Genomic DNA, 26158 nt, shown 5'->3' on the forward strand with positions numbered 1-26158 from the left:
CGGTGGTGTGAGAGGACGCTAAATAAAATAATTATTTAGCTCCTACTCGATTTCTAAGCAGCTATTTTTTCTACAGCTGTTTTAGTTATTGTTCTCCAATTATTAGAGCAGTCTGGAGAAACTGTACCCTTATTTTTAAAGTACTCTGTCATTAAGCTTCTTATTTGTCCATCATCACCTAATGCTTTAGTTGAATCATAAGTAACTATGCTTGGATCAGTATTATCTAATCCAGCAGCTTTCATGAATCCACCGCCTCCATTAAATCTATAGTTATTAATTGCAACTACAAATTCATCTGAATCTTGTACTAGCACTCCATTAATCTTTAAATTCTTTATTCTATTTCCTGAAATTACTCTACCTGTTTTTTCATCTACTTTACATGCAGGCTCTGTTAAATCTATATCATAAGTTGCCCCATATAATTGATCTAAATTATAATCAGGAATATTTAAAGTTGGATCTTTAATAATTGAATCATTATCATTATTAGTTTGTGCATAATATCTTACTGAATATTCCATCCAATCTTTAATTTGCTTTCCATTCATCTTTACGCCATATAAGAAATTTTCAAATACATAAACTGACATCATATCTTTTATAGTAACATCCCCTTTAGGAATAAAACATGATGCACTTAAAGGCGCTGCAACAGATAATTGAGCATTTGCGCTTTCAGCTTGTACTTTATTTATTAATTCCATAATAGGTGTAGGTTCAGTTGTTTGTCCTTTTCCTAAGAATACTCCAGTTAATGTACCAACTTTATTTTGAATATATTTTAATGTTGTTTCATGGTATGGTTTTATTAATTCTACTATTTCTGGATCTTCCTTAATTGAATCATCCATTAAAACATTTTTAGTTGAAGTTCCTATGACATTACCTTTTGAATCAAGGTTGAAATCAAATTGAGCAACACCTGTAGCTGATTTAGTTGATTCAAGTATTGGAACTATTTTTCCTTCTGGATTTTTTTGTGTTAAATCATTTACTTTTGTGTGTGCATGTCCTGCTACAATTGCATCTATCCCACTAACTTGTGTTGCAATTGCATTAACTTGATTTTCTGGTATAACATCTGATTCACTTTCTTGTCCACTATGAAATGAAACTATTACAATGTTAGCACCTTGATCTTTAACTACTTTAACCCATTTCTTAGCTTCTTCCACTGGATCATTAAAGTATAGACCTTTATAGTGATTAGCATCTTCCCAATTTGGTATGCATTTATTTTCTAAACCAACAACTGCAACCTTAACTTTTTTACCATTTACATTAAAGTCTTTCATAATATAAGGATCAACAAAATTTTCATCTTGTTTTAAATCATTGTTTGCAGTTCCAGATTTATAAATATTAGCTCCAAGTACTGGAATTCCTTCATTTTTATAATCTTGAATTACCCTATTTAAAACCTTTAATCCATAATTGAATTCATGATTTCCTAAGTTCCAAGAATCATATTTCATAGCACCCATTACTTTAGCCATTGGATATATTGCTTGAGTACCTAATAAATTATAGTAATAAACAAGAGGTGTTCCTTGAACTGTATCTCCATTGTCAATTAGCATTACATTTGGATTATTAGCTCTAACGCTGTTAACATAGCTTGATACTTTGGCTAAGCCTTGTCCTTTTGTTGGAACTTTTCCAGTTGCATAATCATAATTTAATACGCTACCATGAACATCAGTTGTTGCAAGTAAAGTTATAGTACTTGACGCATTAGTTATTCTTGAAATATTTCCATTAGGAATAGTATTTTCACCATTTGCATCTTTATTAGCTTTACACCAATCTATAAATGCATCTCTAATTACAATATGAGTATCATTAGCTGGATCTGATCCTCCACATTTTGTAAATGCTTTAAATCCGTCTCCACCTGTTGCTAAAAAATCTGGAACTCCAGCTGTTAATATTTCAGTATCACTTATTGAACTTCCATCTTCCTTAGTTATATCTATAACTCTATTTCCTGATGGAAGGCTTGAATTATATGTGAATTTTATACCTGAAATTTGTAATCCTTTTCCACCATCACAAATTGCTTGTTCTAATACTGCTTTTATATCTGCCTTTTTCATGTTTAATTTATAAACTGTATTATCAAAAGGCATGAATTTCCACATAGTACCTACTGTAAGATGCCCTGTTGGTATATCAATTCTTAAACCACCATTATTTTGAAAAACTAATTGAGCTCCTGCTGCACTTTTAGTTATATCAGCTGCCCAATTTCCTAAAACAGATGATCCATATGGAGAAGCTTGTTGAACTCTAGTGAGTTCTTTATCAGTATTTACACCAATAAGTTCTTGAGTTATCGGATTAGTAGTTTCATCAGCTTTTTTAACCATTTTTTCTATTTCTGAATCTATTTTAGGACTAGTAGTTTTATAACCATTTTCATTATCTAGATCAACATAAGAATTTTCATAAGTTGGCTCTTCAAATTTAACCTTCTTGTCACTAGTTATTGTAAATTTAGCATTTACATAACCCTTTCCATAAGAGTTTCCAATATATACTGGTATTTTTGTATTGGTAGCGCTTCCACAAACTTTAGTATGAGTATGTCCACCAAATACTGCATCAACATTCTTTAATTGATTTGCCATATCAAAAATTGGTCCTGTAGCATTATCTCTATTGTCACCTTCATGAACTAATACAACTACTACATCTGCTAAATTATTTTGTTTAATTTATTGTGCAACTGAATTTACTTCAGTTGTTAAATCTCTAAAATCGTAATCCTTTACAAAATCGGGTAATACGATTGATGGAGTTTCAGTTGTAATACCACCTATAACTGCTATTTTAGTTCCATCTTTAGTTATAATTTTATAAGGATCAAATACTCTTTTTCCTGTATTCTTATCATAAAGATTACTACAAACTATTGAGTATCCTGCACCCTTCATTGTGGTATTAATTATTGTGTCTAGTCCCCAATCAAATTCATGATTTCCAAGAGCAGTTACTTCTAAACCTATTTCAGTCATAACTTCTTGAACTGGAATCCCTTTCATAATATTAGATGTAGCAGATCCTTGATATAAATCTCCACCACCCATAATTAAAGTTCTATTTGGATTAGATTGTTTTATTTCATTTAATCTATCAGCTAGAACTGCTGCAACTGGATTTCCTGATGAATCAGTTAATGCACCATGGAAATCTGTAATTTCAACTAAATTGAATGTTTTCTCAGATTCCTGTGCATACGCAGCTACCGGAAACCCCGTTATTAATGTAAGTACTAAACTTATTGTAGTTAATAACGAAATTATTTTTTTAGATTTTAATAAGCATTTCACAGTACTAATTCCCCCTTTACTATCTTTTATATTTTTTAATAAAATAACCTAGCAAAGTCATTATATAACAAAGATGTAATACTTTCTATGAAAAATTTAAAGACTTCACTAGTGTTTTTTAATTTTTCTATTTATTTACTTTATTAAATTAGATATATTTATATTTAATAAAGTATTATTGATAAGTTGTATATAATATTAGTATTATTTTATAAATTTAATATTTGTATGTGTTTACTTAAGTTTATATATTAAATAATATGCCCTATTTCATACAATTAATAAAATAAAAAATTAAATACTCATATAATTTTTGTATGAGTATTTAATTATTTGGCTATGTTTTAAATATGTTAATATTCTACTAAAGCATAGCCAAATATATTACAAAACTTTATTTGAAAATTTTACCATTAGTGTTTAACTTTTTCTAAATAATCTTTTTGATTTACTAGATTCTCTTCAAAATTCTTTACTGCATTTTTAGTAAAATTTCCCATTTTAGCCATATTCGAAAACTTTTGTTCACTATTTCTTTTACTCATTACAAATCATCTCCTATTTTAAATAATTGTATCTACTAATTATTATTCCAATAATACAATGATTTATAAAAATATAGGACTATCTTAAAAGAATTCTTTTAAGATAGTCCTATTATATTAAATTAAATGGGGTTAATTGGCTCCAATGTTACATGTTAGTCCTACATCTTCAACAATTTTTTTGAAATTTAGCATTACTTCCTCACTTGGGGTATTAATATCATTTTTCATTAAATATTCTTTACCTAAGCAATGATATTTATTTAAACCTAATTTATGATAAGGTAATAAATGAATCTCTGTTATATTATTTAAGCTTTTTGTAAATTTAGCAATATCTTGTATGCTTTTTTCATCACAATTAAACTCTGGTATAACAGGAACTCTAATAATAGTACTAGTTACCGATTCTGATATTAACTTTGCATTTTCTAGTATTATCTTATTACTTGCTCCAACATATTTTATATGCTTATCTTCATTAATTGTCTTAATATCTAAAAGTGCTAAATCAACCCAAGGTGCTATTTTTTTTAACACCTCTTTATTTACATATCCTGTGGTTTCTATAGTTGTGTGAATCCCTATGCTTTTACATCCTTTTAATATTTCTAGCGCAAAATCGTGTTGTAATAGTGGTTCTCCACCTGAGAGTGTAACTCCACCATTTGATCTTCTAAATTGAGAGGAATCTTTATTTAACTCATTTAACACTTCTTTAACGCTCATTTCTTTTCCTGAAACAACAAGAGCTCCTGGATAACAGTTTTCTGCACATTTTCCACAACTAATGCATTTATCTCTATCTATTCTATTAAGATTATTAAAATCAATAGCATCATATTCACATATAGTTTCGCACTTATGGCATCCTGTACAATTCTTTATATTAAAAAGTAATTGTTTATTTACATTTTGAGATTCAGGATTGCTACACCAATTGCAAGATAATGGACATCCTTTTAAAAATACTATAGTGCGTATGCCTGGTCCATCATTTACTGAAAATCTTTGTATATTAAAAACAATACCTATTTTATTTAAATCCACTTCGTTTTTTAGCATAGCTTTTTCCTTTCATAAGAGTATTTATATTTCTATATTTAAAATTTACTTATAGTAACTCATTTATAAATTTTGTTCTGTTCTCTTTATAATATCATCTTGTACACCTTTATCTAAACAAATAAATTGAGCACTATAACCAGCAACACGTACTATTAAATCTCTATATTGTTCAGGATGTTTTTGAGCTTCAAGAAGAACTTTTTTATCTATTACATTAAACTGTATATGCATACCTTTTCTATCAAAATAACTTCTTATTAAAGATCCTAAGTTTTTCAATCCATTATCTCCTTGTAGAGAGTTTGGATTGAACTTTTGATTAAATAGTGTTCCACTTGGAGCTGCAAAATGTTCTAATTTAGATACTGAATTTGCTGCTGCTGTTGGTCCATTAACGTCTGCACCTCTAGTTGGAGAAACTCCATCAGCTAAAGGTTTAAATGCATTTCTACCATCAGGTGTTGCACCAACGAGACTTCCTAAGTATACATTATTTGAAACTGGATATAATCCTGGAATAAATTTTCCTCCACGTTGATTTGTATATTTTAATACTTCTTTACAATAAATAAGTGCACCATCACGTGTAAATTCATCCACTTCATCTATATCATTACCAAACTTAGGAACTCTATTTAAAATTAATTGTTTTATATCTTCATATTCTGCTTTTTTAATTGGATCATCTTCATTTTCACCAAAGTTACTATCAACAGCAGCTTTTAATTTTAATAAAGTAATTTTGTTTTCATCAAATATAAGTTTCTTTATAGCCATAAATGAATCGCCAACATTTGCAATTCCAACACCTAATGGACCTGAAAAACGATAATGTCCTCCACCTTCTTGAATTGATTTTCCTTTACCAATGCAATCATCAAGCATAGATGATAAAAATGGAAGTGGTGCTCTTTCAGCATGTGCTATATCAACACAATTATCTGCTGCAACCATATGGAATACAAAATATTCAATTTGTTTTTTATATGCTTTTATAAAATCATCTATATTTTCAAATGAAGTAAATTCACCGGTTTCTGGTCCAACTTGTTTACCTTTAAGTCTACCATTATTCATAGATAATTCTAATATCTTTGCTAAGTTAAAGAATGCAGCATCATACCAGCCATCAGTTTTTCCAGGCTTTTGAGGTTCAACACATCCTACAATTGCATAATCTCTAGCGTCTTCTATTGTTAAACCTTGATTAATCAAAGTTGGAATAACCACTTCATCATTATAGAATGCTGGCAGTCCAGTTCCTAAACGAGTTAATTCACAAGTTCTAATTAAGAATTCATCAGGAGTTTTGCTCCATATTCTAACACAAAGAGATGGTTGTGGTAATTTTAAACTTCCAGTAGCTTCAAGACACATATAAGATAATTCATTTGTTGCATCTTTTCCATCTGGAGTTTGTCCACCTACAATTAAGTTTTGGAACATAGAATAACCACTAAAAGCTTTAGTTGTTGTTTCATCACGAACTTTAGTAAGATCATTAAATTTAACCCATAAACAATGAAGAATTTCTGTATTTACTTCCTTAGTTGCAAATTTATTATCAATATCATTCTTATAATAAGGATACATGTATTGATCAAAACGTGCTGGAGATATAGCATGTCCGTTAGATTCTAAGCTAATTATAGCTTGTACAAACCAAAATGATTGACATGCTTCATAAAATGTTTCTGCTGGATTCGCTGGAACTTTACTACATATTTCAGCAATTTTTAATAATTCATTTTTTCTATTTATATCTAGTGTTTCGCCTGCTAATTTTTTGGCTAATTCACTATATCTATTTGCATATTTTATTGCCGCCTTACAAGAAATTACTATAGAATCCCAGAATACCTTCTTTTTAACATATTCAGCATTACTTTTATCTGCATTATTTATAGCATTCTCTGTTTCTTTTATAATTCCTAAAAATCCTTTTTCTAGTACTTTAGGATAATCTACAGAAATATGACCTAAACCATTAAAATGATAATTAGCCACTGTAAATACTTTTGTATTCATAGCATCTTTAGTTTCATTAGACATATAAGATGTAGCTAATTCACTTACTGTTTTTCCTTGCCAGTACTTAAAAACTTCTTTAAGCTTAGATTTTGTTTCTTCTGGAATTTTGAATAAATCTGAAGTTCTTTTTTCGAATTTATCAAATTCATCTACTAACCATTGATTTGAAAATTCAGGAAAAACTTGACATGACCTAGGATTTTTAGTTAAACTTCCTACAATAAGTTCATTATCCCTAATTACTATAGGTATTTCACTTAGTATCTTCTCAAGAGATTTAGCCTTTCGAATAATTATAGGTTCATTTTCTGTTTCTTTAAATGATTCAGTTAATATTATTGCTCTATCAGCCTCAATACATGGAATTGCTGAAAATATCTCTTCTTTTAATTTTTCTACTCTTTTAGTTGGATTCATAAATCCTTTTGCTAATATATCCATAGTTCTCCCCCTCTTATTATAAGATACTCTATTTGTAAGCTAATCAAAGTAATTTTCATAAGAATACGTTTACTTATTTTAGCTCAAATAATCTATTTCTTATATACTATAATACAGGTTAACTTAGATATTTTATAATACTTATGTGTCCAATACTATTATAATATTTTTCCAATAAATATTATAATCACTGTTTTTCTATTAATTTTAAGTAATTATTTAACTGTAAGCTATATTTTTATGTCATACTTTTTCTCTATACTCTGATGGTGTAATACCTTCTTCTTTTTTGAATACTTTACAGAAATAATTAGGTTCATTATATCCCATGTCAAATGCCAAATCATTTATGCTAATATTAGTTTCTCTTAATACACGTTTTGCTTCTTGTAATCTTATTTGAGTTATATATTTATTAAAATTAACACCAACATATTTTTTAAAGCTCTTACTAAAATATGTTGTACTATAATTCATATACTCTGCTACTTCTTTAAGTGTTATATTTTTTTTAAAGTTTTTCTCTATATAATTTAAAGTTTGATTTAACTTATATTCATTAGATAGGTTTTCATCTAAAAGCATACACTCATTATTTTTCATATATTCACTTAGTATTTCTATAACCTTTTCTGGTCTGATTGGTTTTAGTAAATAATCATCTGCTTTTACCTTTAAAGCTCTTTGTAAAGATTCAAAGTTATCATAAATACTCATTAATACAATTGTTTTTTCTTTATAATTTTTCTTTATAATTTCAGTTATTTCAAACCCATCTTTTCCTGGAAGCATAGTATCTAAAAAAATTATATCTGGATTTAAATTATTATTCATACTAATTACTTCATCACCATTACATGCTAATCCAACAATGCTAACATTTTTTATTTTTTTATATATAATTATTTTTAAAGCTTCAAGTTCTAAAGCGTCATCAGAAGCTAGTAATACTTTACACATATTAATGCTCTCCCCCTTTACATTTTCCTGATTTTCAATTAATTAGTCTGGATTTTACCGCTACATCTTATACATGTATCAACGCTTTACTAAAATATAATCTATAATGGTAGTTTAAAACTCACATTAGTTCCTATATTTAGTTCACTTTTTATCTTAACTTTATATTCCTTCCCATAATATTTAACAAGAACATTATTAGCATTATATATGCCTGCACCTAAAGACCCCTTTTTGCATTTACCATTTAATATTGAAAATAATTCATCTTCAGAAATTCCTATGCCATTGTCTTGAATTAAAATAGTAGCGTTATTTTCATTACATTCTCCTTTAATAAAAATAGTTCCTCCGTCTTTTTTAGGACATAGTCCATTTAATATTGAGTATTCTATAAATGGTAAAAAAATCATAGTTGGTATTTTAATGTTGTTAATTTTTTCATCTATATTAATTTCATATCTTATTCTCTCACCAAATCTAGTTAATTGTATCTTTAAGTATGTTTTGATATTTTCTATAGCTTTCCCCATAGAAACTAAGTTACCAATATTTTTAAAGTTATATCTAAATAGTTTTGTTAAAGAATATATCATTTCTTGAGTTTTAGTGGCATCTTCTATTAGTGCAAGACTAGATATTGTGTTTAATGTATTAAGAATAAATTCAAAACTTATAGGTGTCTCTAAAGAATCCAATTCACAAAACTTAAGTTTTTCTTCTAATTCTTTTCTCTCCTGTTTTTCTCTAATAAGCTTTATATTATTAAAACTTAACTCTTCCTGAATTGAACTAAGTTCAGATTTCTCAACCAATAAATTTACGATTATATTAACTAAAGAATATATTGATTCAATCTTAGAATAATCTATAAATTTTGTGTTATTGAAGTCATTTAATAATTCATCATCATTTTTACACATTTTAGAATAATAATTTGATTTTCTAATTGGCTCAAGCCTATCTTTATTAGTTCTAACTTGTCCAAAAAAAACTGCACCAAGATAATTACCATTTACAATAATAGGAATAGCAACATCTACTAAACCTGCTGGACATTTAAAAACATATGGTTTTTGTCTTATAGCCGCTTCTAATCCTGCATGGGCATTTGTATCATAACATATTTTCATACCTTCTTTAGTATTTCTAACTTTACTACAAAAATCACAAAAGTTTGAATAATTATTAATTGGATTACCCTTAAAATCAACTATATTATACGCAAGTCCAGTAATTTCAGCTAATCTATCTTGTATTGATTTTAATAAATTAATATCGATTATATCGTTTAAATTTCTATTACCAATCATTTAAATTAACCACCTTTTGCTCAGTATATTTTTTTACATTTAATCTTTTTTATTCCACTGCGAATTCTAATAATATTATCCCATATTCATTGTTTCTGTCAATAATTTGATTTTTTATTTTTTATGTTTTTATTTTTATTTTTGATTTCTTTTTTATTGTGGTGTTATTTCTAAAGGTATGCTACATTAACGTTATAATATTATTGCGACAATATAATTAACATATCTGATTTAATGTAATTTAATAAAAAGCAAAAAAAATAAATTAGTATTTATATATTAATACTAATTTATTTTTAACTCTTTAATTACTTATGACCTTGTGAATAAATACTATCTGGATTTGATCCACATCTAATATTTTCATCTAATTTAGTGATTTTTCTTATATCTTCTTCACTCAACTCAAAATCAAATATTTCTGCATTTTCCTTTATTCTAAATGGTGTTATAGATTTAGGTATAGTTACTACCCCCATTTGTAAATCCCATCTTAAAACAATTTGAGATACTGTCTTTTTATACTTTTCAGCAATATCTTTTAATGTTTCAATTTCAAAAACCTTTCCTCTCATCAAAGGCGACCATGCTTCTAATTGTATATTGTTATCATTGCAAAATTTAATTAAATCTTCTTGTACAAGTTTTGGATGAAATTCTACTTGATTTACCATTGGAATAATTTCTGCATCACTTATTAGATCTTTTAAGTGATTAACTGTAAAATTACTTACTCCTATGGCTCTAACTTTCTTTTCTTTATAAAGCTTCTCTAAGGCTTTCCAAGTTTCCTTATTCAAAGGTTGTGGCCAGTGAATTAAAAATAAATCAATATAATCAGTTTGTAAGTTTTTTAATGAATTCTCAAAAGATTTTAATGTTTTTTCATATCCTTGTTCTGTATTCCATACTTTACTTACTAAAAATATATCTTCTCTTTTTATTCCGCTTTCTTTTATAGCAATTCCTACACCATCTTCATTTTTATAAAAAGCTGCTGTATCAATATGCCTATATCCTAATTTTAAAGCTTCTTTAACTGAGTTAACAACTTCTTTACCATCATTAACTTTATAAGTTCCAAATCCAAGTAAAGGCATTTTAACCTTATTACTTAAAATTACGCTTTTTGTTAAATCATTCATTCTACCATCTCCTCTGTAAACATTTTCTTAAAGTTTAGCTATGTTTTAAATATGTGTTAATATATGCAATAGGTAAAGTGGCATTGTAATTGGACTATAGTCATTTTAGTATTCCTAAGTTCAATTACTCAGTCTACTTTGCTTATGCACATATCAACACACTGCTAAAACATAGCTTAACATTTAAATATTGTTTTATTAGCTTACAGATAATATTAAAATTATAATCTGTAAGCTAATTTTTCTTATAAATTAATTATACTACATAAATTAATATTACTCATATTTATCCTATTAATATTTTAGCTTCTGGATATTTATATAAAGTCCTTTTTCTTCTCTTAGTTAATGCTAATGCAACTGTTAAAGGACCAACTCTTCCTAAATACATCATTATAATTATTATACCCTTCCCCATACTACTTAATCTTTGAGTAACTCCTGTTGTTAATCCAACTGTCCCAAAAGCAGATGTAGCTTCATATAAAAGTGAAATCAGTGATTCATTAGGCTCAGTTATTGTTAATATCATTGTAACAACAATAACTAAAGTCATTCCTATAAATAATAAAGAAAATGCTTTGTATACTAATTCTTTTGGGAATCTTCTACCAAACAATTCGGTATCTTCCTTACCTTTTATAACGCAAATAACAGTAAGTATTATTACTCCAAAAGTAGTTGTTTTAAGTCCTCCAGCAGTTGAACCTGGAGATCCACCAATAAACATCAGTATAATAGTAAAGAACTTACTTGCAGTACGCATATCATCTATAGGTATGCTATTAACTCCTGCTGTTCTTGGTGTTATTGAAGCTAATATTGAATTTACTATTTTATCTTTCAAATTCATATTACCAATTGTATTTGCATTATTATATTCTAATGCAAACATAAAGATAGTTCCTAATATTATTAGTGCAGCTGTAATTAAAAATACCAATTTCGTATGACTAGATAATCTTTTTATTCCCTTAAAATTATATATTTCATGTAAAACAGTGAAACCTAGTCCACCAATAACAATTAAACTACTAACTGTTAATAATACAACAGGCTTGTCATAATATCTTGTTAAACTTTGAAAATTACCTATTAAATCAATCCCAGCATTACAGAAAAAAGAAATCGAATGAAATATACTATAAAAACTACCTTTCTTTAACCCAAATTCAGGTACAAATTGTGTTGATAAAATACATGCTCCTAATATCTGTATTGAAAAAGTAATTCCCATAACATACCTTAACATTTTTACAAGACCTTGAATGCTTAATGTATTCATAGCTTCTTGCATAACTAATCTATTTTTAAGTGTAATCTTTTTACCAAATAACATAGCTATAAAAGTAGCAAATGACATAAAGCCTAATCCACCTATTTCAATAAGAATTAAAATTATTACTTGCCCAGTAGTGCTCCAATATGTACCTGTATCCTTTACAACTAGTCCTGTTACGCAACTAGCAGTTGTAGCAGTAAATAATGCATCTAAAAAATTAGTTGATTCTCCTGAAGCTGATGATATTGGTAAAGATAATAATAATCCTCCTATAAAAATTAATATAACAAAGCCTATTGCCAGTATCTGCACAGGATTTAATTTAAATTTATTGTTTCTTATTGACATAACGATCACTCCACATAATATAGTATTTGTATATTATAATATATTTTTTATCATTAATGACTAATTAATGTATTATTTAACATAAATATAACGCTATTTTACTGCAAAATTTGAACTTTATGGTAAAATAGCGCTGTAAATGTTATACTTCTATGATTAATATTTAAATTTATATTCTTAATTTGTCAATAGCTGACTTTATTTTATGTCCAATTTACAATAATTTATCACTAAGCTTCATAAACTCTTCTATATCTTCTTCTATTGTCTTTAAAGAGTTTTCCCAAAATTTCTTATCATGTATATCTATTCCCATAACTTTTGTTACATCTGCTATTTTATTTTTACCTGTAATTGAAAGTAATTTTTCATATTCATCAGAGAATGAATCTCCTCTTTTTAAGTATTCAGCATATAACCCTTTAGCAAATAATAACCCAAACGCATATGGGAAATTATAGAAATTACTATCTGCATAATAATAATGTGGCTTCCAAGTCCACATATATGGATGTAAGTAATTTGGATCTAATCCATCACCATAAGCTTCTCTTTGAGCAGCTAACATTAATTCTTTAATTTCTTCTACGCTTAAAGCACTTTCTTTTCTTGCTTCAAAAAATGATTTTTCAAATAAAAATCTTGAATATATATCAACTATTACTTGAGCACAATCACTTATTTCAGTTTCTAATATTGATAAAGCTTCATCTTTACTTGCTTCCTTTATAGCTGCTTTTTTTATTATAGTTTCACAAAAAGTTGATGCTGTTTCTGCTATTGGCATAGGATAATCAGAATTTAATGTTGTTTCATTATTTAAGCACTCACCATGAAATCCATGACCTAATTCATGAGCAAGAGTTACAACATCTCCAAAGCTTTCACCATAATTAAGTAAGAACCTACTTTCTCCTATAAAGTGTAGATTTTCACAAAATGCACCACCTACCTTACCAGACTTAGGCATTACATCTATCCACGCATTATCTATAGCTTTTCTTGCAAAATTAGCTAAGTTATTACTAAAAGTATTGAAATTTTTAATAACAAATTCAGTTCCCTCTTCATAACTAAACTTCATATCTGCACTATTAATCGGTGCATATAATTCATAAAATGGCAGACTATTCTTATATCCTAAAATTTCAGCTTTTCTTCTTAAATACTTTCTAAAAATAGGTAACCTTTCTTTCATTGCAGAAATCATAGCATCTAAAGATTCTTCATCCATTCTTGAATCTTTAAGTGTTTGTTCTAATGGAGATTTATATCCTCTTAAATCACATACAGTTAAAACTTCTCCTTTTATTCCATTAAGAGCTGCTGCTACCCCTTCTTCAACCTTTTTATAAGAAGCTATTTCAGCCTCATATGCTTTTTTTCTAACAGTTGGATCTTTATCATATGCCATATTTAAGACTAACGTTAGCGGTAAGAATTTAGTTTCTCCATCCACTTCAATTTTTACTTCTAAATTAGAAATCAGTTTATCTTTAAGTTTAAGCCAAGCATTAGAACCTGTATTTTTCATACTAGCAATTATATTTTCCTCTTTATCACTAAGTAAATATTTACTATTTTCAATTATACTTCTTAATATAAACTCATGGTCTTTAAGTAATCTTGACTTACTTATAACTTCATCTATATTTTCTATACTACTAATCCATTTTTCTATTTTAGTGTTGCTTTCAACAACTTCTGTTAACTTTTTATCTATAACATCTGAATATTTTAAACCCTCTTTATCTGTAGTATCAACACTTAAAATCAAATTTATATATATTGATAATTTACTTGCTAAATCAGTAAATCTAGTAAATTTCTTTATATATTCTTCTAAATTAAATACTACATTTTCTTTATCTATAGTTACTTCATTACTCCATTCATTGATGTTCTCTATAGTATATTTAAGTGATTCTAAATCACTTTTAAATTCTTCACTATCAAATGATGGGTATATTTCTTTTAAACTCCAATTCAATTCCATTATTTTCTCCTCTACTTTTTAATATTAGTTATATAAGCTAATATTATATAACCATCATATATTATATCATGTAAATAATGGATTATAAATTTTTATAATAATTAATAAGTTATTGTTTATTTTTTATTCCTTTATTTACATACTTACCTATTTCTTTTAATGTATCTGTAATTAAAAGAAATAAAGCTATATCTTAAAGTAAAATTATTACTTTAAGATATAGCTTTAATATTTATTATACGTTTATTTCTTTATATTTAGTTTTTAAAGCGATTATAGCTTTTTTTAATCCTTGATTTGCAGCTTTTTTATACCATATATATGCAGTTTTACGATCTTGAGTTATTCCCTTTCCTAAATAGTACATGGTAGCTAAATTATATTCAGCATATGAATATAATTGATATGCTGCTTTTTTATAATACTTAACAGCCTCTTCATAATTTTTCTCTGTTCCAAGCCCTTGTTCATACATATATCCTAAAGTATTTTGAGACTTCTCATATCCTAGAATTGAAGCTTTCATGTGCCATTTAAATGCTTTTTTGTAATCTATATCAACACCATTTCCATATATATATAAATTTCCTAAGTTATATTGTGCATAAAAATCTTCTTGTAATGCAGCTTTTTCATACCATTTAATAGCTTCATCATAGTTTACTTCAGTTCCTAAACCTTCTTCATACATACATGCTAAATTACATTGTGCATCTGGATTTCCTTGACTAGCTGAGTATTTAAAATATTCTATAGCTTTTTCATAATCTTGCTTTACCCCATTTCCACAATAGTACATATCACCTAAGTTATATTGTGCAACATCATAGCCTTGTTCTGCAGACTTTATATACCATTTAACAGCCTCTTCATAATCCTGAGCAATGTCATCACCAGTATAATATTTATCTCCTAAAACATTTTGTGCTTTTTTGTTTTCTCTGTCCGCATATTTTTTTATTTTTTCTAAACTTAAACTTTCAAAATCTATATCTGCATTTTTATAATTATCTATAATATTCTTTATTGTTATTATTCCACCCAATATTTCATCCCCCATTTATTACAAATTAAAATTTGATTTGCATATAAATTTGATTCAATATTATTATACACTATTTAAAAACAATATGTTTTTCCATTTTATACATTTTTATTTCAACTTTACTTTGCCTAATTTCCTAATAAGAATTCAATTTTGTACTATAAATTAGCAAAAAGCTTAAGTATCGTGTCAATAAAGTAATATAGTCATATAATATTATAAATCAATATATAGTAGTGATAAAATGAGATACCTTCTAAATGTTAAACAATGTGAATTTTTAGGTAAAGGACATGAAGGAAAGGTTTATTTAACTCCCGAAGGATTTGCTTTAAAAATATTCTATAATAAAAAAAAGGCAGAAAAAGAAGTAGAAATTCTTGAAAAAACAAAAAAGAGTAGATTTTTTCCTAATGTGCTATTTATGGCTGAAAATATGGTGTTACGAGAATTCGTAGAAGGTGATAATCTTTATGAGTTTTTACGTAAAAATGGATTAACCTATTCTTTATCTATAGAGATTATAGATTTAATTGAAGATTTTAAAGTCTTAGATTTCAAAAGATTAAATATTAGGAATGCACATATATTTGTAGATAAAAATAATAAAATTAAAGTTATAGATCCTAGAAACCCCTATAATAAATTCACTCCATATCCTAAAGATATTATAAAAACTTTAGTAAAATTAAACTTATTTGATGACTTTTTAAAACATCTTTTAGATTATAAACCTGATCTTCTTAGTTATTGGATTCACGGTTATGATTATTTTACCCTTATGTCTGAAAAGAAATTACATTGTAGATGCTACGCATGTTAAAAAGAAATAAAAATACAAGAACGTACATGTGTATTTCTTGTATTTTTATTCTAATGTATTATATTAAAATCTTATCTAAAAAGCCTATTTGCTTTTCTCTTAAATTTAAAATATTATCCATAATGAATGAAATACTAATTAACACTATTGCTGTTTTTATAAAAAAATTTAAAAGCATATACAAAGTTATAATCTCTATTAAAATTAGTGAAAACTTAGATTTAGTTAATGTATAAATCACTCTATTTATATACTTGTAGCTATCTTGCAACAAAAAGTATATAACTATATACTTTATTGAATTTAATATTATATTTAAATGCACAAATTTACTTACTTCTATATTTAAATACACTATGTACATACTTATCAAATATACTATTCCAATGTTTATGATTTTCTTAGAACAACAAATTGCTATTCCGTATTTCTTGAAATTTCTTATAACTAAAAACTTTTTATTTGATACACAACTTAGTAGATTTAATTTTTTCCCTAAAAATAATGATGCAATATATGTTATAAAGGTAGTTCCTATTGGAAGTGATATTATTAAAATGTAATGCAGAACATTTTTTAATGTTTGATTTAAAAATAATAATTTATCTACATAGACTTGAGATTCTTTAAGTAAGCTATATCCTAATATCTTAGAAAAGTTTATATCAACTATCACCATAACAACACATGACAGTATTGAGCAATAAAATAAATCATCTAAAATTGTTTCTTGCTTTTTAACAAATATTCCGCATATAAATCCTAATACCATACTTTGACTTATACAAATCCCTGAAACCACATCTCCTATAGCTAATGTTATTATGAGAATTGAAGATAAACTAGATAATACTGTATATTTAAAACCACATCTTAAGTATATAAGTGTAGTAATTATTGGAACCATAAAATCTAAATATCCTAAATATCCAACTCCTGTGCCAATTGCTATAATGCTTATTACTACAAATACAGCGGTAAGAACTCCTGCTTCTGTCATTTTTTTTGTTTCCAATTTATTCACCTTATTCATTTAATCTAATATTATTAGTTACTATTATATATCAACTAAACATAAATATTAAAGTAAATTTATATTATAATGACTTTAATTAGTATAATTTGCTTAACTGACTCATCTCTTAATTCATTATTTAACAGATTCATTAATATATTTATTATTTAAAACTTCTTTTGATGGTTGTAACTTCGACAAATCATTTAGACCTTTAAAAACATATGCTTTGTTTTCTTCTTTTTGCATTTTATTATTCCCTTATTATAGTGGCTATGACATTCTAATATATATCCGAAAATTCTATATTGTATTTTTCAAACCTTGAATCTATTTTTTTGTCATAAAGACTACAAAACTCTTTATCTGCTATTTTATTTATAGGAATATAAAATATAAATTCAGCCCCTTTTTTAACTTCCTCATTAACCGTTATCTTACCACCGTGCATTTCTATTAAAGATCTTACTATGGATAGTCCAATTCCAGTACCTTCACATCGTCTGGTAAAAACATCACCTGATTGTTTAAACCTTCTAAATATACGTTCTATATCTTCTTCAGGTATTCCAATACCATCATCTTTTACATTTACAATAACTCTATCATTCCTTGTGTCAGTACTTAAATTAACGTAAATATTTCCGCCTTGTTCTGTATATTTAACCGCATTAGATAATAAATTTAATATTATTCTTTCAATTTTATCACAGTCTACTGCAAGTATAATCTCTTCCTTAGTTGTGTCAAGTATTATATTACGATTTTTTTCATGTATATATTGGCTAACAGATAATACTATATTTTCAATAATGCTTACAATATTGCAATTTTCAAGACTTAATTTATAAATCCCACCATCTATTTGAGTTATATCTATTAAATTATTTACTAATTTTAGTAATCTGTATGAATTTTGCTTTATTCCATTTATATATTTAATATCTACCTTAACTTCTTCAGTTAATATATTATTTTTTAATTTGTCAGCTAATAATTGAACTGTAGTTAAAATAATATTTAATAGTGTTTTAAATTCATGAGATACAGTAGCAAAAAATTCAGTTTTTAAACTTTCCATAGCTATTGCTTCTTCTAATCTTCTTTTTTCTTCTTCTAGTTGTTTCTTTTCAGTAATATCTCTGCCAGTCAAATTAAATTTTCTTCAGTTCCTAATACATACTCATCATTACAATTATTTATTTCTTTTTTTCCTATAATATCTTTTTCAATTTTTTCAAATGTAGTCAAAAAATATTTATTTACGTATCTATATCTATTTTTTTGATCTTTAATCCATATTAGATGCGGAAAGTTATCTAATATTCTTTCTAAGTCATCTACGCTATATTTTTTATTTATAGTACAACCTTCCATTACTCATGTTCCCCTTCATATAAATTACACAAATAAAATAATTTAATTTATTCTCTTCAATTAATCACTCTATAATTCATATAATTACATGGAGTATATATCAGAAAATTCTATATCAAATACTTCTATCTTGGAAGAAATCTTTTTATTATTATATTCGTCTAGTTTTTCTTCATCAATTTTTCTAATAGGCAAAGTGAAGATTACTTCTGTACCTTCATCAGGCTCGCTGTTTATCCATATTTTACCTCCATGCATTTCAACAATTGATTTTACAAGCGATAAACCAATTCCACTTCCCTCATAATTTTTATGCAAAAAATTCTCAACTTGTTTAAATCTTTCAAATATTTTTTCCTTATATTCTTTTGGAATTCCTATTCCATTATCTTTTACTGATATTATTACTTCATTATCATCTAAATTAGTGGAAATGTTTACTTTTATTATTCCGTCTTTTTCTGTATATTTTAATGCATTAGATACTAAATTTAAAATTATCCGCTCTATTTTTTCTGGATCACAAGCAAGTATTATTTCTTCTTCATCAGTATCAAATATAATATCCCGCTCTTTATTTTTAGTATATTCTGCTACAGATAAAACAATTTCTTCAATAACATTAACTATATTTTTATTTACCATATTAATCTTATAGTGACCACCATCTATTTTAGTTATATCTATCAAATTATTTACAAGCTTTAATAATCTATAAGAATTTTGTTTTAATCCCTTTAAATATTTATTCATGCTTTGCTTTTCTAACATATCATCAAATTTCTTTATATAAGATTCCATAAGTTGAGCTGTTGTTAAAATTATATTTAATGGTGTCTTAAATTCATGAGATAAATTTGCAAAAAATTGTGTTTTTAAACTTTCTAATGCAATTGCATTCTCTAACCTCTTATTCTCTAATGCTAATTTATTATAATTCGTTATATCTTTACCTGTCATTATAAAGGTCTTTCCACCATTTATATAACTCCAATTCCATTCTACAATTCTATACTCTCCATTTTTACAAAGACATTTATCTATAAAGCCAACATATTTCCATTTATTGTAATTATAAGCTAGATTTATTAATTTATATACCCTAGGTAAATCATCCTTATGTATTAAATCAATACATTTCATATTCATAAGCTCTTCTTTAGACCAACCTAATACCTTTGTCCAATTATCAGTTACCTTTATAAAATAACCATCATCTTTTGCTATAGCGCATAAATCAGTAGCTGTTTCTAAAAACAATTCTAGTTCTTTTTCGCTTTCCATACGTTTATTAAGTTCTGTATTTAAAGTTGAATATAAACACTTATTCTTAATTATTACTCCTATAACATCACAAATTGACTTTATAATATCCTCGTTATTGTTTTTATCGCCAATATATTTTTCACTGTATTGCACATCTAAAATTCCAATTAATTCACATCCACATCTTATACAATAAAATTTATCTAATTCAGTATTGTTAATACTCTCTTTTGACATTACTTCATTGCAATTATTTAAAATCCCACTTTTCACATAATTTTCAAATATCTCTTTTTCAGAATTATATATATATACACTCATTCCTTGTGCATCTAATATTTTTTTAAAATCGTTTATTATTTGTTTTAATCTCTCTTTATTTTTTAATTCATCATGTTTATTTCTACTGCAAATATTAATTGACGCGTCTTCTATATTAGAATTTATGCTTTTTTTTGGTATAATTTCTCTTACAAATTCACCTATTAAATTTGTTTTCTTACTACTCAAAAATGGTATACTATAAGTTTCAAGATGTATATTTTCCTCAGCAATTTTAATTTCTCTTTTAGAATAAGTTCCCATCTTTTTTTCTAATATTTCTCTTTCATTATCTGGTAAATTTCTCAATACCTCTTTGTCTTTAAAATCTGAATTCTTTTTTCCCAAAAGATCCTTTTTCTCTAAATCTAATTTTTCACTTGCTAATTTATTAGCATACTTATATCTACCCTCTTCATCCTTAATCCATATTATATATGGAAGATTATCTAACAAATTTTCTAAATCCTCTATTGTATATTCTCGCTTCTCCTGAATCCGTTTATTAACCATATCTCTTCTCCTAATTTATAATTAAATTACAATAACCTTTATAGATTATTTTACCATATATGTCTTATATAGTGAAATTTTATTTTATTATTACTATAATTTTTATTATAAATATAAAAAATATGTTTTAAAATGTATTTTTTATAAAATACATGTATATTTTATAAAGAACTTATATTTTTATTCAAAAAATAAAAGACAGTAATTTAAAATCACTGTCAAAAATAAAAATTATATTCTTTGATTTTTTTAAAATTCATTATCAGAGAAAGTTATAGTAATGAGTTTTGCTGAATCATATTCATTTAACAACTCCGGTTTATCGTTGTATTGCTCTACATCATACATAGATATAGAACCATTATTGTTAGTTGCAACAAAAATCAAAGGGATTTTTTCATTCAATTTTATATTCAAAGATTTCGATAAAATACTTTTTGCATATCCTTTATTATCTTCATTATCTATATTCTCTTTTATAGTTGCTGAAGAAACTCCGTCTTTTTCTTTGAAAGCTACTCTACATTGTAAATCATTTAGTGCATAATCTATCTCTATTCTCCCAAACTTATTTGAAATATTAGTATTGCTAGATGACTTTATCTCTGGAGTTTTTCCTTTTTCATATTTTGTTATTTCTACTATTGCTGATTTTACATTATTATCAACATGATAATCAAAAATACTACTTTTTTCTACACCAACAAGATCTAAAATCATGATTTCTTGTTTTGATAGCTTAGATGGCATTATTGTCATGTTGTACTTTTTATAATTTGTTGAATATATTATAATACTTAAAACAATAATAAAACTTATAAAGATAGTAATATATTTTTTCATAATTCCTCCTAATATATAAAATATTATATTATTTATATTTTAACATAGATAATATGATATGTTACCATGTTAACTACTTAATAATAATTTATACTTATTAAAAAATCATTTTTCACTGTAGAAAAATATGATAATATCAATATAGTAAAATATTTTTAGGGGGACAATGTAAATGACATGTGCATCAAAATATCTTAATGAAGGTTATAATTGTGCTGAATCATTAATTAAATTTTATAATGACGAATTTAATGAAAGTATTCCACTTGGATTAGGTAGTGGCATGGGAGCTGGCGCTGGAATTGGAAGTCTTTGTGGTGCTATAAATGCTGGAATTGTAATCATAGGCTTCTTAAAAGGAAGACATAATAATAACGAAATCAATATTGCTAGAGATTATTCTAGGGAATTCGTAACAAAAATCAAAGAAAAATATTCTACAGAAATGTGTAGAGAATTGAAAACAAATAAAATTAGTTGTGGTGAAATAGTAGATTTTTCTTATGATACATTAATTAATGTATTACAAGATTAATATTTTATCATAAAAAATGTGCTATAAACTAATAACTTAGTATATAGCACATTTTTATATTCTTATAATTCTTGTTGATTATTTTTTTTAGCAAGATAAGGCATTATAACACCTAATCCAATTAATATAAACGGTGTTACGATGTTAAGTATTAATTTAAATATATCTGTAGAATACATACCACTAATACATGCAAAAGCTGTAAATGCAAAACACCAGGCTCCTAAAATAATACCTACAGTATTGTTTTTAACAAAATAATATTCTCTATTAAACTTTTCTCCAGTTTTCTTTAAAGCAATATAAGCAATAAATACCCATAAATAACGAAGTGGCATACAAACTGCATTTAGTTTTACTAACCATTTAACTAGATCGTCAACGTTTTTAATCCCAATAGCTGGAACTATTATTAAAATTGAAACGATTACTAATATAAGTTTGTGACCATTTGTGTATGCTCCATACTTATTTTTTACAAACATTTTTTCAGGAATGAAATGTTTATCTGCACTATCAAGTAACATACGTAAAGGTGCATCAATTGATACAATTAATACTGCAAATTGTCCAATAAGATTTGTAATTGCATATATAATTACGAATAAATTGCCTAAATGATAATATTCACCTAACTTTTGGAATGCATAATATGCACCATTGGTCATTAAATCTTTAGGAACATTATTTGAATCAAACATCATTCCAAGTGAAACAGTACCTAAAATTGCACATACAGCAACCATAATTGCCAGTGCAATCATACCTTTTGAAAATCCTTTTTCTGGATTTTTCATTTGATTAACATAAGGTGAAATTTTTTCACAACCACCAACTGCAAATACTAAAATTGCTAAACTAGTAAAAAATTTCGTATCAAAAGTTGGCATAAATGTTTTAACAGACCAATCAATAGAATTTAAATGTGCATCTGTAATTGATGGTGCTGCTATCATTAAAAGAATAAATAAAATAGACATTACGAACATGGATGTTCCCGCAAGTGTTGATAATTTTTTCAATGGATTTAATCCTTTAGATGCAATATAAAGTCCAAATAAAAAGATTACCAAGCAAATTATTTGCATAATTTTAGGACTCATAGCACTAATTCTTTTATCTTGAAAAATAACCCAACTTGTTGCAATCATAACATTAGATGGCTTTTGAGAAATATAAGGCATATGAACTACCCAATATGTCCAACCAGCATAATATGCAAGTTTAGGTCCTATAGTTTCATGAATCCATGAACTAACTCCTCCACCATGTTCTTTAAATGCTGATCCTAATTCCCCTACCATTAAAGCATACGGTACAAAATAAATAGCAAAAATTATAATCCAAGATACTATTGCCTTAAGACCATTGTATTCTGAGAAACCATTAATAACATTACCAAATCCCCATACAGCTGAGAATGCCATAAATGCTAGTGTGTACCAAACAATCTGTTTATCTTTATTTTCTGACATAACTTTCCCCCTTACTTTTATTATTTTTTAATATTTACATTAAAATAATATCCTAAGTTTTAATCATTGTATATGTATTCGACAAAAGTAGGTTTTATTTTTTTATTTCTTTTATAAAATTATATTTATTTACATTTGTGTCTATTTATTATTAAAAATAATATATATTTGAATATAATGTTATTTAGTGATTAGGTTTGTTACCATTTTGTATATTTTACTAAAGATTAATTGTAAAAATAACGATAATTATATTAAAGAGTTCTAATCTGTTAAGCTCATATAAACACTTGAAATATAATTTATATCTTCTTAGTTTTACAAATTTATTATATTCACTTAACTAAAAGATACTTTTAATATAACTTAACAGATAAACTAACATGTTAGGAGGATTAATTAAATTATGCAAGTAAAATTTAACTTTACGAATATCCGTTCTAAGCTCATTATTAGCTTTATATTAATTTGTTTAATACCTATTTTATTCTTAGGAGTTTCATCTTATTCTAAAGCAAAATCAATTTTAGAAAAGAATTTTGAAGTTACTAGTGCTCAAACACTCAAACAAGTTGATGAATCTCTCGCCACTAAACTTAATGTTTTTATAAACCCAATTGAAATGATGTCTAATAGTACTAGCTTTATAGAAAGTGATTTATCAGATGAACGAATTGCTTTTGCACAAGAAACTCTTCGTGATGTAGCACAAAGCGATGAGAATATCTTCAGTGCTTACTACGGTACAGAAAATGGTAAATTCATCATTTATCCTGAAGGAGATATGGGAGAAAACTTTAATCCAAGGGAAAGATCGTGGTATAAAAAAGCATTAGAAAACAAAGGTAATGTTGTGATATCAGAGCCTTTTAATGATGTTAGAACTGGAAATTTAGTTGTTTCTGTTTCTAAAACAGTTGAAAGAGATTCTAATGTTATTGGTGTTGTATCTATGAATATTTCTCTTGAAAATATTTCTAAATCTTTATCAGAAATTACTATAGGAAAATCTGGATATGTTTATGTTTGTGATTCTAATGGTCTAATGTTATTCCATCCAAATAATGAACTTATAGGTTCTGATAATATTTCTAAATTAGATTTTTGGAATACAGTTAAAAATAATGATAATGGTTTTACAAGTTATTTGTTTGAAGATAGCACTAAATTTTCAACCTTCACTTCTAATAACATTACTAATTGGAAGCTTATAGCTACAATGGATGATACAGAAATAAATGATGATGTTAGTGCAATAAGGAATTTAATTTTTATTGTTTCATTTATAGCATTTGCATTATCAATTATTGTTGCTTATATTCTGAGCAAATCTATATCAGATAATGCTAACAAATTAAATCTTGCATTTAGCCAAGCATCAGACGGTGATTTAACTGCTAAAGTTAATATAAAAAGTAAAGATGAATTTGGAAGTCTTGGAGACAATTTTAATTCTATGTTAACAAATATATCAGAACTTATGCTAGAAGTAGAAAATTCATCTAAAGTTATATTTGAAACATCTTCAACTCTTTCAATAATGGCACAAGAAACAACCTCATCAGTAGAACAAGTTTCTCATGCTATAGATGAAATTGCTCAAGGTGCTACACATACTGCTGAAAGTTCTCAAGATGGATCAGTAGAAATTCTTGATTTATCTGATGGAATAAATAAAATAACAGATGCTAATAATCATATTGCAAATATTTCTGAAGGAGCTGAAAATTTAACTTCACAAGGTTTAGATATGGTTAAAATTTTAGTTGAAAAATCTAACAAAACTAAAGATTCAACTTTACAAGTTAGTGAAATTGTTAATGATATGAATTTAAGCACTGAAAAAATCAATGCTATATCTGATTCTATAGCTGAAATTACAGAACAAACTAATCTATTAGCTTTAAATGCTTCTATAGAGGCTGCAAGAGCTGGTGAAGCTGGAAGAGGATTTACTGTTGTTGCTGAAGAAATAAGAAAACTTGCAGAACAATCAAAAAATTCAACAGAAGAAATCAAAAAAATAATAGATGTAATAAAGAGTAAATCTTCAACCGCTGTGTTTGCTATGAAAGAAACAGAGATCACAGTAAATGATCAAGAAAAAGTAGTAAATGATACTAATAAAGTATTTATGGATATAATAGAAAATATAAAAATCCTTGCCGAAAAAATTAATGATGTTAAAAAAGATACTTCAATTATTGATTCTAAAAAGGATAAAGTTGTTCTTCAAATAGAAAACATATCTTCTATTTCAGAGGAAACTGCTTCTGCCACAGAAGAAGTTTCTGCTTCTGCCGAAGAAATAAATGCAACGATGCAAGAAATGGAAAATTACGTAAACAACCTAAGAAAACTTTCTGAAAATCTTGAAGATGGTATAAGTAAATTTAAAATCACATAAAGTTATTTAATTATACTTATAATCGAGTAGGAGCTAAATAATTATTTTATTTAGCGTCCTCTCACACCACC

General features: G+C 26.4%; 18 protein-coding genes and 1 pseudogene. 3 read left to right on the top strand and 16 right to left on the bottom strand.

What is annotated here, in order from left to right; genetic code table 11:
• Positions 1 to 53: 53 nt before the first annotated feature.
• The 10 genes and pseudogenes from RYM86_RS16600 to RYM86_RS16645 form a co-directional block, all read right to left on the bottom strand.
• Positions 54 to 3338, bottom strand: a pseudogene (locus tag RYM86_RS16600) (bifunctional metallophosphatase/5'-nucleotidase).
• Positions 3339 to 3751: 413 nt separating this feature from the next.
• Positions 3752 to 3883 carry a hypothetical protein gene (locus RYM86_RS16605; protein ID WP_315081872.1) on the bottom strand — a complete coding sequence of 44 codons (132 nt, stop codon included), beginning with the start codon at positions 3881 to 3883 and terminating at the stop codon, positions 3752 to 3754.
• Between the two features lie 132 nt (positions 3884 to 4015).
• Complete coding sequence (locus RYM86_RS16610; RefSeq protein WP_315081873.1) at positions 4016 to 4948, bottom strand: glycyl-radical enzyme activating protein; 933 nt, start codon at positions 4946 to 4948, stop codon at positions 4016 to 4018.
• Between the two features lie 63 nt (positions 4949 to 5011).
• The gene (locus RYM86_RS16615) at positions 5012 to 7423 is read right to left on the bottom strand and encodes a glycyl radical protein (RefSeq protein WP_315081874.1); all 2412 of its coding nucleotides are present in this window, start codon (positions 7421 to 7423) and stop codon (positions 5012 to 5014) included.
• A 243-nt stretch (positions 7424 to 7666) separates the two neighbouring features.
• Positions 7667 to 8383, bottom strand: a complete 717-nt coding sequence (locus RYM86_RS16620; protein ID WP_315081876.1) for a DNA-binding response regulator — start codon at positions 8381 to 8383, stop codon at positions 7667 to 7669.
• Between the two features lie 101 nt (positions 8384 to 8484).
• On the bottom strand, positions 8485 to 9696 hold the full coding sequence (locus RYM86_RS16625) for a PocR ligand-binding domain-containing protein (RefSeq protein WP_315081878.1): 1212 nt from the start codon (positions 9694 to 9696) through the stop codon (positions 8485 to 8487).
• A gap of 308 nt (positions 9697 to 10004) precedes the next feature.
• The gene (locus tag RYM86_RS16630; protein ID WP_315081879.1) at positions 10005 to 10841 is read right to left on the bottom strand and encodes an aldo/keto reductase; all 837 of its coding nucleotides are present in this window, start codon (positions 10839 to 10841) and stop codon (positions 10005 to 10007) included.
• 286 nt (positions 10842 to 11127) lie between these two features.
• Complete coding sequence (locus RYM86_RS16635; protein WP_315081880.1) at positions 11128 to 12471, bottom strand: TrkH family potassium uptake protein; 1344 nt, start codon at positions 12469 to 12471, stop codon at positions 11128 to 11130.
• A 214-nt stretch (positions 12472 to 12685) separates the two neighbouring features.
• Positions 12686 to 14467 (bottom strand): M3 family oligoendopeptidase, encoded by a 1782-nt coding sequence (locus RYM86_RS16640; RefSeq protein WP_315081882.1) that lies wholly within the window; start codon positions 14465 to 14467, stop codon positions 12686 to 12688.
• Between the two features lie 235 nt (positions 14468 to 14702).
• Positions 14703 to 15512, bottom strand: coding sequence for a tetratricopeptide repeat protein (locus RYM86_RS16645; protein ID WP_315081883.1), 810 nt, complete (start codon positions 15510 to 15512; stop codon positions 14703 to 14705).
• 244 nt (positions 15513 to 15756) lie between these two features.
• Between RYM86_RS16645 and RYM86_RS16650 the strand changes: the two genes are divergently transcribed.
• Positions 15757 to 16335: a serine/threonine protein kinase gene (locus tag RYM86_RS16650; protein WP_315081884.1), complete on the top strand. Its 579-nt coding sequence runs from the start codon at positions 15757 to 15759 to the stop codon at positions 16333 to 16335.
• A gap of 58 nt (positions 16336 to 16393) precedes the next feature.
• Here RYM86_RS16650 and RYM86_RS16655 read toward each other — a convergent pair whose 3' ends face one another.
• The 5 genes from RYM86_RS16655 to RYM86_RS16675 form a co-directional block, all read right to left on the bottom strand.
• Positions 16394 to 17350 (bottom strand): DUF2232 domain-containing protein, encoded by a 957-nt coding sequence (locus RYM86_RS16655; RefSeq protein WP_315081885.1) that lies wholly within the window; start codon positions 17348 to 17350, stop codon positions 16394 to 16396.
• 283 nt (positions 17351 to 17633) lie between these two features.
• On the bottom strand, positions 17634 to 18503 hold the full coding sequence (locus tag RYM86_RS16660) for a HAMP domain-containing sensor histidine kinase (protein ID WP_315081886.1): 870 nt from the start codon (positions 18501 to 18503) through the stop codon (positions 17634 to 17636).
• On the bottom strand, positions 18500 to 18727 hold the full coding sequence (locus tag RYM86_RS16665; protein WP_315081887.1) for a PAS domain-containing protein: 228 nt from the start codon (positions 18725 to 18727) through the stop codon (positions 18500 to 18502). Before RYM86_RS16665 ends, RYM86_RS16660 begins: the two co-directional genes overlap by 4 nt.
• Before the next feature lie 84 nt (positions 18728 to 18811).
• Positions 18812 to 20827 carry an ATP-binding protein gene (locus tag RYM86_RS16670; RefSeq protein WP_315081888.1) on the bottom strand — a complete coding sequence of 672 codons (2016 nt, stop codon included), beginning with the start codon at positions 20825 to 20827 and terminating at the stop codon, positions 18812 to 18814.
• Positions 20828 to 21076: 249 nt separating this feature from the next.
• Positions 21077 to 21670 (bottom strand): hypothetical protein, encoded by a 594-nt coding sequence (locus RYM86_RS16675; RefSeq protein ID WP_315081889.1) that lies wholly within the window; start codon positions 21668 to 21670, stop codon positions 21077 to 21079.
• A 172-nt stretch (positions 21671 to 21842) separates the two neighbouring features.
• On the opposite strand from RYM86_RS16675, the gene RYM86_RS16680 reads away from it, so the two are divergent.
• A complete protein-coding gene (locus RYM86_RS16680; RefSeq protein ID WP_315081891.1) occupies positions 21843 to 22205 on the top strand; it encodes a C-GCAxxG-C-C family (seleno)protein in 363 nt (120 codons plus the stop codon).
• A gap of 62 nt (positions 22206 to 22267) precedes the next feature.
• Here the strand turns inward: RYM86_RS16680 and RYM86_RS16685 are convergent, their stop codons facing one another.
• Complete coding sequence (locus RYM86_RS16685) at positions 22268 to 23680, bottom strand: amino acid permease (RefSeq protein WP_315081892.1); 1413 nt, start codon at positions 23678 to 23680, stop codon at positions 22268 to 22270.
• Between the two features lie 406 nt (positions 23681 to 24086).
• On the opposite strand from RYM86_RS16685, the gene RYM86_RS16690 reads away from it, so the two are divergent.
• Positions 24087 to 26087 (top strand): methyl-accepting chemotaxis protein, encoded by a 2001-nt coding sequence (locus RYM86_RS16690; RefSeq protein WP_315081894.1) that lies wholly within the window; start codon positions 24087 to 24089, stop codon positions 26085 to 26087.
• Positions 26088 to 26158 lie beyond the last annotated feature (71 nt).

This window comes from uncultured Clostridium sp., assembly GCF_963527835.1.
Classification (GTDB): Bacteria; Bacillota; Clostridia; order Clostridiales; family Clostridiaceae; genus Clostridium.

What these genes read in the sequence shown, in the direction of transcription:
- RYM86_RS16675 (WP_315081889.1), bottom strand. Translation starts at nt 21,670, where the DNA reads ATGAAAAAATATATTACTATCTTTATAAGTTTTATTATTGTTTTAAGT.
- RYM86_RS16610 (WP_315081873.1), bottom strand. Translation starts at nt 4,948, where the DNA reads ATGCTAAAAAACGAAGTGGATTTAAATAAAATAGGTATTGTTTTTAAT.
- RYM86_RS16615 (WP_315081874.1), bottom strand. Translation starts at nt 7,423, where the DNA reads ATGGATATATTAGCAAAAGGATTTATGAATCCAACTAAAAGAGTAGAA.
- RYM86_RS16640 (WP_315081882.1), bottom strand. Translation starts at nt 14,467, where the DNA reads ATGGAATTGAATTGGAGTTTAAAAGAAATATACCCATCATTTGATAGT.
- RYM86_RS16630 (WP_315081879.1), bottom strand. Translation starts at nt 10,841, where the DNA reads ATGAATGATTTAACAAAAAGCGTAATTTTAAGTAATAAGGTTAAAATG.
- RYM86_RS16670 (WP_315081888.1), bottom strand. Translation starts at nt 20,827, where the DNA reads ATGGTTAATAAACGGATTCAGGAGAAGCGAGAATATACAATAGAGGAT.
- RYM86_RS16690 (WP_315081894.1), top strand. Translation starts at nt 24,087, where the DNA reads ATGCAAGTAAAATTTAACTTTACGAATATCCGTTCTAAGCTCATTATT.
- RYM86_RS16650 (WP_315081884.1), top strand. Translation starts at nt 15,757, where the DNA reads ATGAGATACCTTCTAAATGTTAAACAATGTGAATTTTTAGGTAAAGGA.
- RYM86_RS16685 (WP_315081892.1), bottom strand. Translation starts at nt 23,680, where the DNA reads ATGTCAGAAAATAAAGATAAACAGATTGTTTGGTACACACTAGCATTT.
- RYM86_RS16680 (WP_315081891.1), top strand. Translation starts at nt 21,843, where the DNA reads ATGACATGTGCATCAAAATATCTTAATGAAGGTTATAATTGTGCTGAA.
- RYM86_RS16665 (WP_315081887.1), bottom strand. Translation starts at nt 18,727, where the DNA reads ATGGAAGGTTGTACTATAAATAAAAAATATAGCGTAGATGACTTAGAA.
- RYM86_RS16625 (WP_315081878.1), bottom strand. Translation starts at nt 9,696, where the DNA reads ATGATTGGTAATAGAAATTTAAACGATATAATCGATATTAATTTATTA.
- RYM86_RS16605 (WP_315081872.1), bottom strand. Translation starts at nt 3,883, where the DNA reads ATGAGTAAAAGAAATAGTGAACAAAAGTTTTCGAATATGGCTAAAATG.
- RYM86_RS16635 (WP_315081880.1), bottom strand. Translation starts at nt 12,471, where the DNA reads ATGTCAATAAGAAACAATAAATTTAAATTAAATCCTGTGCAGATACTG.
- RYM86_RS16620 (WP_315081876.1), bottom strand. Translation starts at nt 8,383, where the DNA reads ATGTGTAAAGTATTACTAGCTTCTGATGACGCTTTAGAACTTGAAGCT.